The organism is Chryseobacterium electrogenes (assembly GCF_053553015.1).
On the sequence record NZ_JBNPPB010000002.1, the window covers coordinates 2,811,274 to 2,827,771 of the forward strand.

Here is a 16,498-nt window from a genome sequence, read left to right on the forward strand (position 1 = left end):
TAGAGTTGTTGTAAGTCTTATATTAGGATTATAACTCTATTGTTTAAACTCTGAATTTTATTTCATGAAAAAAATATTCAGCCTTATATTATTGGTGATGAGCATCATTATTTTTGCTCAGACCACTTATAATATACAAGGCATTGTAAAAGATTTCCATGACAAATCGCCATTAAAAAATGCGAAAGTTGTTGTGGGTAGTTCCTCTGTTGTAACAGATGCAAAGGGGAAATTTCAATTATCTAATTTACCAAAAGGAACTTATAGTATTATTGCTAATCATCCTGATTGTGATCCTTATGAGAATAAGGTAGAGGTAGATAAGAATCTGTATTTAGAAATTGTCTTAGAGCATCATAGTAATGAGATTGTAGGTGTTACGTTACATGCAACTCATAAGCAAAAAGGGTCTATCATTGTGAAAACATTGGACAAATCTACTATTGACCAGAACTCTACTGAAAATCTCGGAAATCTTTTGACGAGAATCTCAGGTGTAACATCTCTTAAAACTGGTAATAATATTTCTAAACCTGTTATCCATGGGCTTTATGGTAGTCGTGTTTCTATTATAAATAATGGAACCAAAATGGCAGAGCAAGAATGGGGTGTAGAGCATGCTCCCAATGTTGATGTTAATAATTTTGAACATATTGATGTCATCAAAGGATCTTCTGCGCTTAAGTACGGCAATGAGTCTGTAGGTGGCGTGGTAGTTCTAGAGCCTCAGATTCTTCCAAAAAAAGACACCTTGATGGGAAATGTCAAGTTGTCAGGTATTTCTAATGGTCGTGGAGGAGAGCTTTCTGCTGACGTAGCAAAAACTTGGGAAAACCAATGGTTTGTAAAAACAGGAGGTAGTTATAAAAAGTTGGGAGATCTCTATACGCCGCATCATACGTTGCAAAATACAGGCGCGGAGATTAATTCTTTCAATTTTTCTTTCGGGAATAGAAGTTTTAATCAAGGTTTTGATGTGTCTTACAGTGGTATCCAACAAGAGTTTGGGATTTATAAAGGTGCGCATCTAGGCAGTCCAGAAGATTTTTATAAAGCTATAAATCTTGGTCAAAATTATTTTCAGGATAATTTTAGTTACAATATAGACAATCCAAAACAAGAAGTTAATCATCATATTGTTAAGCTAGCTGCCTACAAGCGCTTTGCAGATTTAGGTAAGTTTTCTTTTCAGTATAGCTTTCAGCTCAATAGTAGAAAAGAGTATGATATCCGTAGAGGAGAGCTCAAGAATTTGCCATCTATGGACTTAAGGTTAATCACGCACTCTGCTAGTATTACGCATCTGTTAGAGCGTCAAAACTGGAGTTTAGAAAGCGGTATTTCTGCCAATGTGCAGGATAATTTTCCTGATCCTAGGACCAAAGCTAGACGCCTTATTCCGGATTATTATCGTTATGATGTAGGAGCTTTTTCTGTCTTCAAATATAGTTTTAACTCAAAACTAAAAGCAGAAGCGGGTGTTAGATATGATTTTAATAGATATGACGCTTATAAGTATTATGACGCCTCTTCTTGGAAAACTTATGCACAGCAGTATCCTCAGTTTTTTGTAAGTGAGGCGGATAGCCGAGTATTGACGAGACCAATTTTGGATTATCATAATTTTTCTGCCAATGTAGGACTTAATTATACGCCGAATGATCATTTGGATTTTAAACTAAATCTATCCAAAGCAGACCGTGCGCCTAATCCAGCAGAGTTATTTTCTGACGGATTACATCATTCTGCTGCGGTCATGGAGGAAGGGAATCTTAGCATAAATAAAGAGCAAATCTACAGTGCTACACTATCAATGGCAACAAAGCTAGATGTTCTGAAAGGACTTCATATTGATGTTAATCCATATATTATGTATTCTGAAAATTTCATCAATCAGGTCCCTACGGGAGTTGTTACAACTAACCGTGGTGTGTTCCCGATTTGGTCTTTTCAACAGATTAAAGCCAGGATTATGGGTATAGATGCAGACGCAAGTCTTAATGTTACGGATCATCTAAGCTGGAATGGTAATTTTAGCATCTTAAAAGGAGATGATCTTACTAATAATGAACCTTTGATTCTGATGATGCCTGCGAGTTTTAGAAACTCGATAGAGCTTAAGCTTAATCGCCCTAATAACTTCTATGTTAGATTAGAAAACGAAAATGTTTTCAAACAAAACCGTTATCCGATTAGAAATATGAATATAGATTTTATAGAAAATGGCACAACGGTAACGCGTGAGATAGATTATAGTTCTACGCCTGCCGCATTTTCTATTTTTCATGCATCGGTAGGATTAAATGTCACTAAGGCTTTTAATCTTAATTTCAGAATCAATAACATTTTTAATACAGAATACCGCGAGTATCTTAATAGACTAAGATACTTTATGGCGGAGCCGGGACGCAATGTTGTTATAACGGCAAAACTTAATTTTTAATTAATTTTTTTAAACAATTTAAACAATGAAAAATCTATTTAATATATCACTTGTTCTATTCGCTGCTTTTATTTTATTTTCTTGTAGAAGTAATGATGATATCCCAGAAGATATCCATGAGCACGAAGAAATTGAAAAGTTAGTAGTGACTTTAACTAATAAGAATGATGCTACAGATGTACAAAAAATCAATTATATTGGTGGTAAAGCAGATGCTCATATCCACCTGCATGCAGGAGATTCTTATATTGTAGGACTGGATTTTCAAGTGAAACATGATGATCATTACCATAGTGTGAATGACGAAATTATCACAGAAAAAGAAGAGCATTTTATTACTTATGCTTTTGCAGATTCTAATATTCAGGTTAAAAGAACGCCAGATGATGTTACAAGATCAAGCGGAAAAAGAATTGGTATGAGAACAGAATGGAAAGTTGTTTCTGTAGCAGATACAGGTAAAGTAAATATCAAATTGGTACACGCTCCTAACTCTGTAGAGGACAACTATCCTTCTGCAGATAATCAATTAGGGAAAACTGTTGGTGGAGAGTCTGATATAGATGCAACATTTGCAATGCACGGCGCGCATTAATTTTAAAATCAAAAAAGAGGCTGGTAATTATCAGCCTCTTTTTTTTTGCTTAAAATGAAAATGTAAAAAGAAATAAATAATCTACTACCTTATCATAAAATGTGATGCTCTGATGCAATATCATTGTATATTAAAGATTTGTGATTTTACTATGTTTATTATCAATTATAATATTCCATCGAAATAAAACTTTAACATACTTTATGAATTTAATGGTATCATTCCTTTTGTATTTAATTTTGCATATCGCTCTTTTTTTAACTACTTTTGCAAACTAAAATTTCAATTAATTAATAATGAACGTTACAGCACAAAACCACGATGAAGTAAGTGCATTACTTACTGTAACATTGGATAAATCAGACTACAAAGAAAGAGTAGAGAAAACTTTAATTAACTATGCTAAAAATGCGCAAGTTCCTGGTTTCAGAAAAGGAAAAGTGCCGTTGAGTATGGTTAAAAAACAATACGAAGCTGGGATTGCTTTCGAAGAAATCAACAAACAAGTTTCTGAAGCGTTGAATGCTTACGTTAACGATAACAAATTGAGATTGGTAGGACAACCAGTTCCTCAGCCAGTTAACGAGTTGGATTATAATGCAGACCAAATTTCTGTTGCTTTTGAAGTTGGTTACGAACCAGAATTGACTATTGATCTTTCTAAATATGAAGCACCTCACTACAAAGTAGAAGCTTCTGAAAAAGAAATCAATACAAGTGTTGAGAATATGCAGAAGCGTTTTGCAGAGCGTGTTCCTCAAGAAAAAACAGTAAAAGATTCTTACATCGCTGTAGAAGTTAACCAAGTGGTAGAAGCTGATGCAGAAGGAGAGCACAACCATGCGCCTAAGAATGTAACGATTAACAAAGATACCAAAGCAGCTTACGCACTTGTAAAAGCTTTGAAAAAAGACGAGTCTGTAAAAGTATCTAAAGAAGATCTAGTAGCTAACGAAGAATTGGCTAAAGAATTAGGTCTTACTAAGGAAGAAGCAGAGCACCTTCACCACAACGAGGTAGAAGTTACTGTTAAAGATATCTACGGATTAAACTTAGCAGAACTTAACCAAGAGTTGTTCGATAAAGTATACGGTAAAGACGAAATCAAGACCGAAGAAGAGCTTAAAGAGCGTGTGAAGAAAGAGTTAGATGAGTATTTCCAACAGAATGCTGATGTACATTTCGTAAACAAAATTTTAGAGCAAGTTACTGAGAAAGAAGAAGTAAAGCTTCCTGAAGAATTCTTGGTAAAATGGTTAATTTTCTCTAATCAAAATATCCAGTCTGAAGAGCAGGCTAAAGAAATTTTAGAAAACGAGAAAAACCAAATTAAATATCAAATTTTGGAAGGTAAGTTGATGACTCAAAATGAAATCAACCTAGATTACAACGATATTTTGGTACAAGCAGAGCAATTGGTAAGAAACCAATTAGCGATCTACGGTATCCACCACCTTTCTGACGAAGAAGTACAGAAATATGCTGTAGAAATGTTGAAAGACGAAAACCAAATCCGTCAGATCTCTTCTGAAGTTGGTATGGCTAAGTTGAAAGACGCGATCTTAGAAAAAGCAACCAAGAAAGAAACAGTGATCTCTCACGATGAGTTTCTTGAAGAGCTTAAGAAATAATTAAAGTTATGTTATTAAAATCCCGATGCTTACTATAAGTATCGGGATTTTTTTATTACTGATATGGCTCAATTATTTCATTTTTAGTTAAATTGTTTATGCCTATTAACTTTCTATTTTGATTAATGATTACGGTATCCTTTATTGGGATATTTTTTATGAAATAACCATAACTAGATTCTTTATTATTTTCAAGATTATGCTTGTCTATCATCTGTGCATAGTCTTCTGGAGGGCAATCTCCACTTTTTACATAGCCTAATACTTTATCTTTAAATTTATTGAAATTAGGAGATAAAGTCATCCTAAATAGTAGCTGAGAAATAGGAATATATTCTTTCTGTTGGTACCAAAATTCAATTTTAGAAGAAGAAGGGTAGCCGTATTTTTTAAAAGTCCAATTGAGAAATTTTTCATTTAATTGATCGGCTTTAGAGAATACTTCTGCATTTTCGGCTTCTTTATACCTCTTGAAAACTACTTTTAAAGAATCAGCCAAGTTTTCTCTAGCATTATCATTTTCATCATTTATGTTCTGGGTAATTGCGGTATTATCTAAGTTATTTTTCTTGTATATTTCTAGAAGGTCTTTGTCATTTTTCTTGTATCTCCATTTAGGAGCATTGATTTTTCTTAGCGTTTCCAGATTATTTTTTAGATTATAATTAGGATCAAAGGTAGAAGTAAGCTTAATCAATTTTTCGTAATCTTTGCTTTGATTAATGTTTTTAGGCTCGTAGGTTTCGAAGAGTTTTTGGTAACTTTTAATGGCTTGTAAAGTGTCATTCTGTACCTTGAAAGTGCTATCTATTTTGTTAGCTTCATTGTAATAATTAACATAATTGATGCTATTATTTTTGCAAGAACCTATACAAAGAGTAATTATGCTTATTTGTAAAATATAAATACGCTGGTTTTTCATCATATTGTTTTTTTCTGATGAACTAAATTTACAAATATTTTCTACAATAATATTTTTTGGTATGTTGCTAAAAAAAGCACCTTAAAAAGATGCTTTATAATATTATAGATTCAAAAAAAGTTTTGGGTTAACAGGCGTATTATTTTTATGGACTTCATAATGAAGGTGAGGACCTGTTGATCGCCCAGAATTACCTGATTTTGCAATGATGTCACCAGCTTTTACGTCTTGATTCTCCTTGATGGATATGCTGGATAAATGACCATAAAGTGTTGCTAGACCATTGCCATGTGATATAATGACACAATTTCCGTAACCACCTTTTTCTCCGGCAAATATTACTTTTCCTGTTGCTGCTGCTATAACATCTGTACCGTAAGCGACAGCAATATCCAGACCTTTATGGAACTGGATTTGATCTTTTTCCGCAGGTGCATTTTGGTTAGCTTTAGGGTCTTCTTTTAAAGAATTAGAAGCAACAGAAATACTGTCTTTAGATGATTTTATAGGTTTTACCGAAGCGAAAACTGTTTTATACGGAATAGGATTTTTTCTCGCGCCAAAGTTAGAAGATATATAACCGTCAGTAGGGATGCCAAGCGGAATTTGTTGTAGCTTTTTTTCTAGATCTACCAAGTATTGACTATAACGATTACTCTGTTTGGATAGATATACTTCGTTAGAAAGGCTATCTTTTGCGAGGTTTTCTATTCTTAGATCGCTTGCATTTTTAGAAGTTAGATAAGAATTAATATGCCTTACGACTAGATCAACATTTAATAGATCTTCTTTTAATTGCTTATGATCTACGCTATCTTTAACGGTATTAATTTTAACCAAATTAACCTGATAGTTTTTATCATCTTTTTGAGCGTATAATTTCCCGATAACGACAGATTGTACAAAAACAATTAATAACAATATTAATAAGACAAGATTAGTTTTTTTGTTACTTCTAAATAATTTTTTCATTTTAAAATATTGTTGAAAGTGAATGTTATTTATAAAAACAGCTGGCAAAATTAGATAAATTATTTAGAACTCTATTTTAAAATTTGTTATATTTTAATTAAAATATTATAAAATAGCCTATCAATAACCGTATTATGTTAAATTTTATATAAAAATTATGTAACAATTAGTTTACATTCGGTTTAATTTTCTTTTTAAAAGCTTTAGTTGTAGCTTTGTGAAAATTGATTATTAAGAAAACATGGCTAAGTCAAAATCGAAATTAACCAATTATCCGGTTGTAGGCGTTGTAGGAAGCGGAAGTTTTGCGACTGCAATTGTCAAAATGTTGACCGAAAACTGTAAAACTGTGCATTGGCATGTACGTAACGAATATGTAAAAGGAGCCATCCAACAGCGCGGACATAATCCATCTTATCTTACAATGGTTGGATTTAACCTAAAACAATTGCATATTACTACCGATATCAATGAGTTGGTATCTCTTTGTGATGTTATAGTCTTGGCAACACCTTCTATCTATCTAGCAGATACAATGAAGAACCTGACTTGTGATTATCAAAATAAATTATTTTGTTCTGCTATAAAAGGAATTGTACCGCAGTCTAATGATATTGTGGCACATTATCTACGAGACGAACTTAAAATAGGCTTCAGAAATCAAGCTGTTATTGCTGGGCCTTGTCACGCAGAAGAAGTTGCCATGGAGCGTTTGTCTTATCTTACAATAGCTACAGCAGATGAGAAGGATGCAGAGGTCTTAGATAAGATTTTTTCTTCATTTTATATTAAAGTAAATAGAAGTTGTGATATTCTTGGGAATGAATACAGTGCAATTCTTAAAAATATCTATGCCATTGGAGCTGGTATTGCAAGCGGATTAGGTTATGGGGATAACTTTATTGCTGTCTATGTCACTAATGCAATTAGAGAATTAGAAGTTTTCTTAGAAGCGGTATATCCAGAGCCTAGAGATGTTAATGAGAGTGCTTACCTTGGAGATCTTTTGGTAACGGCGTATTCACTTTTCTCAAGAAACCGAAATCTAGGTAATCTAATTGGTAAAGGTTATACCGTAAAATCTGCGATACAATCTATGAATATGGTAGCAGAAGGTTACTATGCGACCAACGGAATTTATGCAATATGTAAAGATAAAAAACTAAAACTCCCAATTATCAATACAATTTTTGCGATTCTTTATGAAGAGAAAAATGCAGAAAAACAATTTGCGAAGTTAACAGAGAAACTCAATTAGTCACTAATATTATAGCCCCGATGGTAGCGGCATCCTTTTTATGATGACGAGCAAAGCGAAGTCTTCTTAAAAAGATATAGCAGACAGCGGGAAATTGCTCCTAATAAAAATAAAAAAGCCTTTCAACTAAAAATTGAAAGGCTTTTTGTATTATTTCTTTTTCTCTACTCCGAAAGTTTCTGGGAAACGTGTCATTGTAAAATCTCTTGAAATGGCTGCTTTTTCGAACTTAAGCTTTCCGCTTAATGTTTCTAAAACTACACCGTCATCGTTGATGCTGAAAATTGTCCCATGCATACCAGATGTAGTAACAATTTTAGCGCCTGGTTTTAGTGCTTCCTGGAAGGTTTTCTCCTGCTTCTGCTTACGCATCTGCGGACGAATCATCAGGAAATAAAACCCAACAAACATTAATCCAATCATAATTAACGTTGGCGTCATAGATTGTTGTGCTGGTGCTGCTTGTAAAAATAAATTTATCATATTGATTCTTTTGTATTAGTTGGTGATATTAGCAGTGAATCCGATACGGATTGGTGCGTTTTCTACGTTAGCGAATATATCTGCAGCCTTCCCAACTGTCCCATCAAAGCTAGATGAATCAAACTTAAGTGTAATTTTTCCTTTCTTACCAGGTAAGATTGGTTCTTTTGTAAAGTCAGGAACTGTACAGCCACAACCTGGCTTAACCTCAGAGATAATTAATGGATTGGTACCTGTATTGGTAATCTCGTAAGTGTGTTCTTTAACGTCTCCTTTCTTGATATTACCGAAAGAGAAGTCTGACTCACTAAGGGCAACGGTTGTAGAAGGATTAGCTTTAGTAGCTTCAATAGATGCAGCATCAGGATTAGCATGGTCGTGTCCTGCATGATTATCAGCGGCAGTACTGTCTAATTGTTGAGATGCTTCTATATTATTATCAACTGCTACTGCAGTTTCTTCTTTCTTTTTACACGCGATGATGCTGATTGCCATTGCGCCAATTGCTAAATACTTAAATGATTTTTGCATAATATATTAACTAATTTAGGTTGATTAAATTCTGTTAAGATCTTTGGTATACTTGTCTAAGATTCCGTTAACGAAGATATGAGATTTCTCTGTTGCAAAAACTTTAGAAATGTCAAGGTATTCATTAATGATAACTCGGGTAGGTGTTAACGGGAAATGATCTAGCTCCGTAAAAGCAGCAATAATGATGATTTTATCCATTAATGATACACGATCTAGCTCCCAATTAACTAGTCTTTCTTCTAGTTTTTTCTCTGATTCTTCCCAGTTGTTAAGGCTTTCTCTTAGGAGTTTTCTAGCGAAGTTTTCGTCCTCTTGGTCTTTTAGCATTTTGATCAAAGTATGGCTTGGCTCATCTTCTCTCATAAAACCAATGGTTTTTTGGATCATAGAGTTAGCAATATGAAAATCATCTGCCCAGCTTAATTCTTTTTCTTCAAAACGCTCATGCAGATCATTGTTTTCTGCAACGTAACGTAGAAATAGTTTTCCGATAAATTTTTGATCATCTTCGAAAGAGATTGTAGGATCGGCCATATAATCTTGATAACGTTTTCCAGCTTTAATTCTTTGGAACGTTTTTACAACTAATGGATCATGTCTATCCCAGATAAGGCCTTTGTGGCTAGCGGTATAGGATCTTCTTTCTTGATTGTTTTCTAGGGCTTCTAGAATAGTGTTTCTAACAAATTTTTGATTAGGATTACTCTCCGCATCAGTTTTTAGGTATTTGTTTTTTCCTATTTCTATATGATTTTCTGCAAAATCTTTTAAAGCAACCAGAAAGTTAAGCTCATAGATATAGAGATCGAAAATTTTACTGATTTCTGTGAACATATTGCGCTCCAGAACATCAATTTTTATAGGGTTTTGATAGTAAGAATAGAGTGATTCTATCACTTTTTCGCGGATTTGTCTTCTTCCAAGCATTTCAAAGAACTTTTATGACTGCAAAGATATGATTTTTATTTTTTCTAAAAGAGGTGATTTTTCTTTGCTTTGCGTATTTAATAAAAAAAACCGAAACTTAAGTTGGTTTCGGTTATATGCTAACTGTTTAAAGTTCTTTTTCTGCTTCTAATTGCTTTAGTTGTGTCATCGTCTTGGACAGCCTTTTTAAAAGTATGCCGTATACCAAACGATAATAAAATAGGATTAGCACAACCGTTAGCAATAGCGCAACTACGGTGCCCGTTAATATGCCAATCATTGATGATCCGCTGACATGTTCATTCTGTTGCTTCATAACAATGCTGAGGTATATCCCAAAGGAGGCAAGGAATAGTATTAACAGTACTACGTTGCAAGTTATAAAGGCATTAACGCTTTTTTTGAATTTAAAAATCTGTTGAATAAAGTTCTTCATATTAGATTCTACATTGATTTTTTTGTATCCTTTGTAGAATAATATCACAAAAACTCCTGTCAACAATAGGCTAGTTAGTTTTATGATATAATAATAACGATCCATAGACAAGATGATTTCTTGTTCATTATGAAGGTTTAGTTTTGATAATATGGTCTCGAATTCGCTTTCATTTCCTCTAGAAAAGAAACGAAGAATATTAACAACACCGAAGATTATAAACTCGGCAATGCTTACCCAAAGTATATATTTTACATAGCTTTTTGATTTTTTGTTAAGCATTGCTTCTATATCTGATTGGGCATAGGCGTCTTCTACCTTTTGGTTTTGCCAGGTATTTTTTAGTTGGTCTATATCGAAATCGTCTAGATTAGGCATGTTGTAACATTAGTTCTTTAAGTGTTTTTTTCAAACGATTCATTTTGACGCGGGCATTAACTTCTGTGATACCGAGCGTTTCTGCAATTTCTTTGTAAGAAATGTCGTCCAGATACATCATGACAATGGCTCTTTCTACATTGGGCAGTAATTTTATGACTTTATATAGTAATGATATTTGACCTTGCTTTTCGTCATCATCTTCTAATATGTTTTTATAATGAATTTCGTCCAGTTCATCGGTTTGTGGCGATCTGGTTTTTTTTCGAAAAATGGTGATGGCGGTGTTGAGAGCCACACGATACATCCAAGTGGAAATTTTGGAGTTTCCTTTAAAAGATCCGTAGGAGCGCCAAAGTTGCAAGACAATTTCCTGAAAAAGATCTTGCTCGTCCTCCAAAGAATTGGTGTACAATCGGGATACTTTTATGATAAGTCCTTGATTGTCTTTAATTAATTTAGAAAACTCTGCTTGTTTGGGTTCCAATTTTTTAAAATATTGAGATACGAAGATACATTTTTTGTTATATATTTTTGGGGATTATTATATTTTTTTGAATCAATTGCTTATAAAATAGTTACTTTTGCATTCTTAAGAAGCGCGGCTTGTTGATCTGGCAGTAATGTCGGGTAGGAAAGTCCGGACATCGTAGGGCAACATAGCGGATAACATCCGTCACGTGAGAGCGTAGGACAAGTGCAACAGAAAGCAAGTACAGTTAGGCTGTAGTGAAACCAGGTAAACTCTATGTGATGCAATGCTAAGTATATCGTCATCTAAGGTCGGCTCGGCCATTGACGAGGGGTAAGCAGCTAAAGTCTTGTAGCAATGTAAGACGTAGATAAATAACAAGCAATCTTTTCTCAAAAGATGACAGAATCCGGCTTATAGCGCTTCTTTTTTTTCTATAAAATGATAAAAGCATTCTCTTTTTTTAATTTCTCTTTACATGATTTTTGTCACGTTTTGTATTTTTTTAATTTTTAATAATTATTTGTAATTGTTGTTTATTGTTTAACAATAGTTAATTAAAGATTGTTATTATTGATTATTTTATTGGTTTTTCGTTCTTTTATTTGTTGATTTTTATTTTGTTTTTTAGAATACGGTTTTTTCTGGGTTTTATTTTAATATTTATTATCATTACTTTTGGCGATGTTTATAATTGATTAATAGATGGTTATAAATGATTATTTTTAATTTATTCACATTATTTAAAGTATGAAGAAATTTTTTACCACAGGACTTTTAATTTATTCGCTACATGTATTTTCGCAAGTAGGGATTGATACAAAGTCTCCTAATGCCACTCTTGACATTAATGGAGATGTGATCTTGCGTAATACATTAAGTGTTGGAGGGACAGATGATCTAAAAGGCAATCCTGGTATTACTAATCAAGTGTTGGTTTCTCAAGGAGAAACAAAATCTCCAATATGGATGACATCTAAAGTACCATTTATGGAAAGTGGCCAATATAAATTGATTAACACTTTTGTTTCTGAGGATCAGATAGGAATTACATCTTTATCTAATGGTGTAGCAGGAGATGGTGTCTTTTTAAGTAACCCTGACGAACTGTATATTACTACACCACCTGCTAATACAGCAAAATGGATTAAAATCACACAGTTATCAACACCATTAGAAGTAAAAGCTTTAAAAAACAAAATAACTTATCAGTTTCAGACTGGGGTTGAGATAGTAAGTACAAGTGCGGCTGGTAATGTACGTTTTATGTGTGGTATTTTTAAAGATAATAAATTAGTTGCGATGCGTCCCGATAAGATAAATGTCTATGCGGCTAATACTCCCAACCAATATATATATACTTTAAATTATACACAAGAAGATGAGGAGATAGGGAGTTATACTATAGACGTCGCTTGTAGAAAAATAGAGACTTCTGATAACACAAATTATTTTGTTTTAGGAAATAAAATATCTGGATATGGTACCAATGCAGCGACTCCTAACACAACATCTAATTCTTTTGCTCTTAAATCTTTTTTTAAAATAGATATAGCAGAACATGTAACCTATACAGCCAATTAAAATGAAACATATAGCGATATTATTACTATCTTTTCTCTACCTAAAGACAAGCGCCCAAGTAGGTATTGTGACAGAGCGTCCAAAAGCAGATTTAGACGTTAATGGAGATGTAAACATAAGAGGAAAACTTATTTTGAGAAATGGAACTTTATTAATGCCTGGTAAAAAAGATCAGGTGTTAGTATCTCAAGGAGCTTCACTCCCTCCGATTTGGAAGACCCTCCGAGTCCCAGAATATGAACCCAATAAGTTTTACCTAATTTTCAATGACTCTTTTAAAGATATCAGCGGTGTAAGCTTTCCAGCAAACGAAATCTCTACACTTCCTTCTACTAATACTCTCCAGAATGATTTAGCAAAAGGAACAACGTTAACAACGTTGAAAACAAAAGGCTTTAAAGAAATAGCAGGACTTGATCAGATATTTTCTGTTAATAGTACAGAAAGTAAAGTTTATATCCAATTTGAAACAGTTGTTCAGGTTGATGGAGGTAGTGCAGGTAATATAAAATATGCATGCGGTATTTTTGTCAATGATAAATTAGAAAGTGTAAGGATCAATATGCTACAAGATGCATCAAGTGGAGGTACATTTCTAACACACACTCAGATAGGCTCTATAAGCGGTTTACTACCTGGGAATAACCATAGGATACAGGTAGCTTGTGCAAGATATAATACAAGTACAGTAGCAAGGCTATTTACAATTGGAACTTGGGCTCAAAATAATTTAAATTCATTTAATACTCAATCTTCATTAAAAGTAGATGTCTACGAAATCCCTCAAAATTTTAAAAGTATTTTTGACTAATTATGAAAAACATAAAACTATTGTTAATTCTTTTGTTAACAAATAAAGCATTTGCTCAGGTAGGAATTAATACTAATAATCCTCAAGCAACTTTAGACATTAATGGGACTTTTAATATAAGAAAAGAATTACGACTAAAAGGGACTGATACTCAAAAAGGACAGGCGGGAGCCACTAATCAATTACTTTCTGTAAAAGAATCAGGGACTGACGTTGTTGATGAATGGAAAAGTATCAAATTGGCTAATGGGACAGGTAGTTTGTCATTATATTATCTTAATACTACAATCGATAAGGAAGGTATAGAATTTTCAACATCGGGAAGCACTAACTCGTATGCAGAAAATGCACCTTTTACAACATCTACAGGCACAACAACAGCCAATTGGGTGAGGATTAAAAATAATAATGACGATTTTACCATCACTGATGTTACCAAAAAAAGTAAAGCCGTTTTATCATTTCAGACGACTGTACAGATTACTCCTTTTAATGGTAATGGTAATGGTAATTCAGCAAGCTTTGCCTGTGGTATTTTTGTGAAGAAAGATGATGGTACAGAACAACTGAAAGCTGTACGTTCTGATGTTTTAAGAGGAGCTGCAGGAAGTTATAAAGTGTATAATCTTAATGTGACGTTAGACGGATTAGAACAGGGTTATTATAAAGTAAGTGCTGCTTGTAGTAATAGAAATTTAGGATCTGGTACAGCTGTTGTAACATTAGGCATTGGAAAACCTGTTAATGCAACCTATCTTAACTCTGCAATGACACAATCATCATTGTCAACTACAGTATTACAGCCTTTTTAGTCTATATAGCTAAAAAAGTATTTTAAATAATTACATAGTTTAAGATCTTAAATTATTCGATTTCATATCGAATGATTTAAGGTCTTTTTTTTGATTATTGTCTTTAATTTCCAATCTAAGAAGAGGCTCTAGTTGATTTTATAGGTAATGTGAGGTGATGAAATTCTAATAACGCTGGATATATTAAAAGATTTGTAATAAAATAATACATAAAAAAGGTAGTTGGCTTCTTCCAGATAACAAATTTTGGCATATAGTTCTTCTTTATTTTCTTAGGATTATTTTTTTGTAATTTGATTATTAGCCATCGCTTTAAAAACATGATATTTGTCATGTTTTTGTTATTTTTAATTTTTGATTAAATTAATCTCTGACTTTATTATGTTTAATAAAGTTTTTTGTGTAATATATTATGTGTAAAATTGTGATTAGTATTTTTACTATATTATTGCAGTATCCTTAATTTAATTTACTTTATGTAGACATTTGTTGCATAAATTATACTATTTTTTATTATTAGTTTTGTTTTATGTAATTTATAATTATTTAAAACACAATGATGAATTTATTAAACAAAACATTAATAATGGCCTTCCCATTATTTTTTGTGAACAATTACGCACAGGTAGGGATTCAGACTAATGCTCCAAATGCTATGCTAGATGTGAATGGAGATGTTTTACTCCGTAACGAACTAAGAACAGGTGGGACAGACCTTGTTGATGGTAAGCCAGGAGGTCCTGATCAAGTTTTAGTCTCGCAGGGGGAAGGCTCTGCTCCAGTATGGAAATCTATTAATGTGAAATTTATTGAAAATACGCAGTACAAACTTATAAACACTTATATTAAAGATGATCAGATAGGGTTGAAAAGTTTAACTGGTAATGCAACGAACCCTAAAACGAGTAACGTTGGCGAAAACATCACAAACTCTACCACCTGGAAAAAAATTCCGGGCTTATCTACAGAAATAGAAATAAAAGCAGATAAAAATAAAATAACCTATCAAGTTCAGGCTGGTGTAGAGCTTGTGGCTAATACAGGCGAGTCTGTTGGATTTGTGTGTGGTATTTTTAAGAATAATGTATTAGCTGCAATACGACCAGATAATTTAGCCGCTTTTAATACAAATCCTATACAAGGACTTTATACTCTTAATTATACAGAAACTAATAGCTCTAAGGGGAAATTTATTATGGATGTAGCTTGTAGGGTGACCTCTACAAGTAATATAGATAATAAATTAAGTATTGGAGTTAATACGAGTGACTCTAATACAGGGTCTAATGCTTTTGCGCTAAAGTCGTTTTTCAAAACTGATATTGCCGAGCTTGTAATATTTACAAACGAAAACTAAATTGAAAATGAAACATTTAATTATTTTATTAGGTTTATTTAGTAATATTTTAATATCTGCTCAACAGCGTTTTGTAGGTGTTGGAACAAATAGCCCAAGAGCAGATCTAGATACTAATGGTGATTTTAATTATAAAGGAAAACTTTTTTTAGACAACAACCAAGCTGATTTGGCAACTGGGAAAGCAGGACAACTTCTGGTTTCTCGGGGTGTTGGTAAGTCTCCTACCTGGAAAACATTGAGAATGCCAGATTATGAGGCAGATAAATATTATCTTATTTTTAATGAATCTTTTAAAAACTTTATTGCTGCAAATGGTTCTTCAAATAATGGAGGGGCTAAAACTGGACAAGGTGTGACTTTTACATCTTCAGAAGCCTCAAGAACTTTAGTGCCTTCAAGAGATTTAGTTAGAGGGGCATTATTGTCAAACCTTCTTAATAATGGTTTTAAATTGATAGGTGATCTTTCTCAAAAATTTTCTGTCAATAGTACAACAAGTAAAACTTATTTCTTGTTCGAAACTGTAGTACAACATCTTAATACAGCAAGTACATTGTCCTCATCACCCTATGCTTGTGGTATTTTTGTAGACGGAAAATTAGAAAGTGCAAGATTAGCAAGCATGGTTACCACCGCAGCATCGGGAGGTAGTGGTTTTGTTACACATACTCAGATAGGCGGTGTAGAAAACTTGAGTAAAGGACAGCATACTGTAGATGTAGCATGCGTAAGACTAGTAAGTACTAATAACTTTATAATGGGTATTGGTTCTCCAGCACACTCAAGTAGTGATAATCTTAATAATTTTATGACTCAATCATCTTTAAAAATAGATGTATACGAGATTCCTCAAAATTTTTCACCTATAATAATTCCTTAA

At 33.1% G+C, this 16,498-nt stretch carries 16 protein-coding genes and 1 other RNA gene; 10 read left to right on the forward strand and 7 right to left on the reverse strand.

Annotated elements, in window-relative coordinates:
• The first annotated feature begins 64 nt into the window (after positions 1 to 64).
• The 3 genes from ACQQ6V_RS12970 (at position 65) to ACQQ6V_RS12980 (ending at position 4,669) form a co-directional block, all read left to right on the forward strand.
• The gene (locus tag ACQQ6V_RS12970; protein ID WP_448845929.1) at positions 65 to 2,443 is read left to right on the forward strand and encodes a TonB-dependent receptor; all 2,379 of its coding nucleotides are present in this window, start codon (positions 65 to 67) and stop codon (positions 2,441 to 2,443) included.
• Positions 2,444 to 2,468: 25 nt separating this feature from the next.
• On the forward strand, positions 2,469 to 3,038 hold the full coding sequence (locus ACQQ6V_RS12975; RefSeq protein WP_448845930.1) for a hypothetical protein: 570 nt from the start codon (positions 2,469 to 2,471) through the stop codon (positions 3,036 to 3,038).
• 296 nt (positions 3,039 to 3,334) lie between these two features.
• The gene (locus tag ACQQ6V_RS12980; protein WP_448845931.1) at positions 3,335 to 4,669 is read left to right on the forward strand and encodes a trigger factor; all 1,335 of its coding nucleotides are present in this window, start codon (positions 3,335 to 3,337) and stop codon (positions 4,667 to 4,669) included.
• Between the two features lie 55 nt (positions 4,670 to 4,724).
• Here ACQQ6V_RS12980 and ACQQ6V_RS12985 read toward each other — a convergent pair whose 3' ends face one another.
• On the reverse strand, positions 4,725 to 5,594 hold the full coding sequence (locus ACQQ6V_RS12985; RefSeq protein ID WP_448845932.1) for a hypothetical protein: 870 nt from the start codon (positions 5,592 to 5,594) through the stop codon (positions 4,725 to 4,727).
• Positions 5,595 to 5,693: 99 nt separating this feature from the next.
• Entirely contained in the window at positions 5,694 to 6,563 is an 870-nt protein-coding gene (locus ACQQ6V_RS12990) for a M23 family metallopeptidase (protein ID WP_448845933.1), read from the reverse strand.
• Positions 6,564 to 6,804: 241 nt separating this feature from the next.
• Between ACQQ6V_RS12990 and ACQQ6V_RS12995 the strand changes: the two genes are divergently transcribed.
• On the forward strand, positions 6,805 to 7,821 hold the full coding sequence (locus ACQQ6V_RS12995) for an NAD(P)H-dependent glycerol-3-phosphate dehydrogenase (RefSeq protein WP_448845934.1): 1,017 nt from the start codon (positions 6,805 to 6,807) through the stop codon (positions 7,819 to 7,821).
• Positions 7,822 to 7,971: 150 nt separating this feature from the next.
• Here ACQQ6V_RS12995 and yajC read toward each other — a convergent pair whose 3' ends face one another.
• The 5 genes from yajC to ACQQ6V_RS13020 all read right to left on the reverse strand — a co-directional run bounded on the left by yajC (position 7,972) and on the right by ACQQ6V_RS13020 (position 11,066).
• Complete coding sequence (gene yajC, locus ACQQ6V_RS13000) at positions 7,972 to 8,304, reverse strand: preprotein translocase subunit YajC (RefSeq protein WP_448845935.1); 333 nt, start codon at positions 8,302 to 8,304, stop codon at positions 7,972 to 7,974.
• Between the two features lie 15 nt (positions 8,305 to 8,319).
• Positions 8,320 to 8,835, reverse strand: a complete 516-nt coding sequence (locus ACQQ6V_RS13005; RefSeq protein ID WP_448845936.1) for a DUF1573 domain-containing protein — start codon at positions 8,833 to 8,835, stop codon at positions 8,320 to 8,322.
• A gap of 24 nt (positions 8,836 to 8,859) precedes the next feature.
• The gene (locus tag ACQQ6V_RS13010; RefSeq protein WP_448845937.1) at positions 8,860 to 9,765 is read right to left on the reverse strand and encodes a transcription antitermination protein NusB; all 906 of its coding nucleotides are present in this window, start codon (positions 9,763 to 9,765) and stop codon (positions 8,860 to 8,862) included.
• Positions 9,766 to 9,892: 127 nt separating this feature from the next.
• Entirely contained in the window at positions 9,893 to 10,579 is a 687-nt protein-coding gene (locus ACQQ6V_RS13015; RefSeq protein WP_448845938.1) for a DUF8845 family protein, read from the reverse strand.
• Positions 10,572 to 11,066, reverse strand: coding sequence for an RNA polymerase sigma factor (locus ACQQ6V_RS13020; protein ID WP_448845939.1), 495 nt, complete (start codon positions 11,064 to 11,066; stop codon positions 10,572 to 10,574). Before ACQQ6V_RS13020 ends, ACQQ6V_RS13015 begins: the two co-directional genes overlap by 8 nt.
• Positions 11,067 to 11,172: 106 nt before the next feature.
• Between ACQQ6V_RS13020 and rnpB the strand changes: the two genes are divergently transcribed.
• The 6 genes from rnpB (at position 11,173) to ACQQ6V_RS13050 (ending at position 16,498) form a co-directional block, all read left to right on the forward strand.
• An RNA gene (rnpB, locus tag ACQQ6V_RS13025) (RNase P RNA component class A) lies at positions 11,173 to 11,484 on the forward strand.
• A 317-nt stretch (positions 11,485 to 11,801) separates the two neighbouring features.
• Complete coding sequence (locus tag ACQQ6V_RS13030) at positions 11,802 to 12,635, forward strand: hypothetical protein (RefSeq protein ID WP_448845940.1); 834 nt, start codon at positions 11,802 to 11,804, stop codon at positions 12,633 to 12,635.
• A 1-nt stretch (position 12,636) separates the two neighbouring features.
• Positions 12,637 to 13,446, forward strand: coding sequence for a hypothetical protein (locus ACQQ6V_RS13035; RefSeq protein WP_448845941.1), 810 nt, complete (start codon positions 12,637 to 12,639; stop codon positions 13,444 to 13,446).
• A gap of 2 nt (positions 13,447 to 13,448) precedes the next feature.
• Entirely contained in the window at positions 13,449 to 14,258 is an 810-nt protein-coding gene (locus tag ACQQ6V_RS13040; protein ID WP_448845942.1) for a hypothetical protein, read from the forward strand.
• Between the two features lie 556 nt (positions 14,259 to 14,814).
• Positions 14,815 to 15,615 (forward strand): hypothetical protein, encoded by an 801-nt coding sequence (locus ACQQ6V_RS13045; protein WP_448845943.1) that lies wholly within the window; start codon positions 14,815 to 14,817, stop codon positions 15,613 to 15,615.
• 7 nt (positions 15,616 to 15,622) lie between these two features.
• Complete coding sequence (locus tag ACQQ6V_RS13050) at positions 15,623 to 16,498, forward strand: hypothetical protein (RefSeq protein WP_448845944.1); 876 nt, start codon at positions 15,623 to 15,625, stop codon at positions 16,496 to 16,498.

What these genes read in the sequence shown, in the direction of transcription:
- ACQQ6V_RS12970 (WP_448845929.1), top strand. Translation starts at nt 65, where the DNA reads ATGAAAAAAATATTCAGCCTTATATTATTGGTGATGAGCATCATTATT.
- ACQQ6V_RS12975 (WP_448845930.1), top strand. Translation starts at nt 2,469, where the DNA reads ATGAAAAATCTATTTAATATATCACTTGTTCTATTCGCTGCTTTTATT.
- ACQQ6V_RS12980 (WP_448845931.1), top strand. Translation starts at nt 3,335, where the DNA reads ATGAACGTTACAGCACAAAACCACGATGAAGTAAGTGCATTACTTACT.
- ACQQ6V_RS12985 (WP_448845932.1), bottom strand. Translation starts at nt 5,594, where the DNA reads ATGATGAAAAACCAGCGTATTTATATTTTACAAATAAGCATAATTACT.
- ACQQ6V_RS12990 (WP_448845933.1), bottom strand. Translation starts at nt 6,563, where the DNA reads ATGAAAAAATTATTTAGAAGTAACAAAAAAACTAATCTTGTCTTATTA.
- ACQQ6V_RS12995 (WP_448845934.1), top strand. Translation starts at nt 6,805, where the DNA reads ATGGCTAAGTCAAAATCGAAATTAACCAATTATCCGGTTGTAGGCGTT.
- yajC (WP_448845935.1), bottom strand. Translation starts at nt 8,304, where the DNA reads ATGATAAATTTATTTTTACAAGCAGCACCAGCACAACAATCTATGACG.
- ACQQ6V_RS13005 (WP_448845936.1), bottom strand. Translation starts at nt 8,835, where the DNA reads ATGCAAAAATCATTTAAGTATTTAGCAATTGGCGCAATGGCAATCAGC.
- ACQQ6V_RS13010 (WP_448845937.1), bottom strand. Translation starts at nt 9,765, where the DNA reads ATGCTTGGAAGAAGACAAATCCGCGAAAAAGTGATAGAATCACTCTAT.
- ACQQ6V_RS13015 (WP_448845938.1), bottom strand. Translation starts at nt 10,579, where the DNA reads ATGCCTAATCTAGACGATTTCGATATAGACCAACTAAAAAATACCTGG.
- ACQQ6V_RS13030 (WP_448845940.1), top strand. Translation starts at nt 11,802, where the DNA reads ATGAAGAAATTTTTTACCACAGGACTTTTAATTTATTCGCTACATGTA.
- ACQQ6V_RS13035 (WP_448845941.1), top strand. Translation starts at nt 12,637, where the DNA reads ATGAAACATATAGCGATATTATTACTATCTTTTCTCTACCTAAAGACA.
- ACQQ6V_RS13040 (WP_448845942.1), top strand. Translation starts at nt 13,449, where the DNA reads ATGAAAAACATAAAACTATTGTTAATTCTTTTGTTAACAAATAAAGCA.
- ACQQ6V_RS13045 (WP_448845943.1), top strand. Translation starts at nt 14,815, where the DNA reads ATGATGAATTTATTAAACAAAACATTAATAATGGCCTTCCCATTATTT.
- ACQQ6V_RS13050 (WP_448845944.1), top strand. Translation starts at nt 15,623, where the DNA reads ATGAAACATTTAATTATTTTATTAGGTTTATTTAGTAATATTTTAATA.